The organism is Mesorhizobium sp. M7A.T.Ca.US.000.02.2.1 (assembly GCF_003996995.1).
GTDB lineage: Bacteria > Pseudomonadota > Alphaproteobacteria > Rhizobiales > Rhizobiaceae > Mesorhizobium.
The window spans coordinates 1-1,082 of record NZ_RZTT01000795.1 but is presented as its reverse complement, the minus strand read 5'-3'; the positions used below and the strand labels follow the sequence as shown (position 1 = coordinate 1,082).

Annotated in this window: 2 protein-coding genes; both read right to left on the bottom strand. The window is 63.6% G+C overall.

Features of this window, described 5'->3' with window-relative positions:
- Positions 1-446, bottom strand: a 446-nt coding sequence (locus EOD15_RS34695; RefSeq protein ID WP_281035604.1) for an aminoglycoside phosphotransferase family protein, incomplete at its 3' end; no start/stop codon positions are given.
- Positions 446-1,082, bottom strand: a 637-nt coding sequence (gene argC / locus EOD15_RS34690) for an N-acetyl-gamma-glutamyl-phosphate reductase (protein ID WP_127409323.1), incomplete at its 5' end; no start/stop codon positions are given. The genes EOD15_RS34695 and argC, both read right to left, overlap by 1 nt.

The window sequence follows — 1,082 nt, the reverse complement described above, 5'->3', positions numbered from 1 at the left end:
ACATAGAGGCTCTCATGGCCGGCGTCGCGATCGGCATTTGCCTTGTTGAACAGGCTGGCGAAGCGTTCCCGGAGCGGCTGAAGTTCGGGCGGGAAGGGGTCTTTCCCCTGTGAAAACAGTTTCGCCATCACCTCGGCCGCGATTATGGTCGCGGCAAAGTCGCCCTGTTCTTCGAGAACCTGCTGAAGCAGCGTTTCACCGGCAAATTCCAGCAGCATGCTGTGGCCATCGCGGCCGAGCAGGCGCACCGCGCCGTCGCCGCTCCGCCAGGCGAGATAATGTTCGCCGCGCAACTCGTCGGCGACGTCGTCGAAAGGCTTGAGCGCCTTGACGATCGCCGGCGACCCGTCTTCGCGCAAAACCTTCCAGATGCGGCTCGAAAAGGTCTCGGCAATGAGTTCGGGCGCGCTGACGTTCCAGCGCGCCGGAAAGGCTGGCGTGTCCATCAGAGGCCGAGCATCAGGTCCATGTTCTGCACGGCGGCACCGGAGGCACCCTTGCCAAGATTGTCATAGACCGCCAGCAGCAGGGCCTGCGCCCGTTTGTCGTTGGCGAAGACATAGATCTTCATCCGGTTGGTGCCGTTGTAGATCTCCGGATCGATCTCCGGCATGCGCTCCGAATGCGCATAGGGCGCCACCTCGACCACACCGCCCTTGATGGCGGCGAAATGGTCGGCAATCGCCGCATGCAGCTCCGCACCGGTCGGCACATGGTCGAGGCCGCCAAGCTGCAACGGCACCACGGTGATCATGCCTTGCGCGAAATTGCCGACCGCCGGCTGCATGATCGGATCATGCGACAGCCTGGCATAGGCCCTCAATTCCGGCACGTGCTTGTGCTGAAGCGTGAGGCCGTAGGGCAGGAATTCCGAGGCGTCCTCGCCCTTGGCGACATAGTCCTCGATCATCGGCCGTCCGCCGCCCGAATAGCCCGAAATGCCGTTGACGGTGATCGGGAAATCCGCCGGCAGCAGGCCTGATGTGACCAGCGGCCGTAGCGTGGCGATCGGTCCCTGCGGCCAGCAGCCTGGGTTGGCGACGCGTTTTGCCGAGGCGATCGCCTTTGCCTGGTCCTTGTCC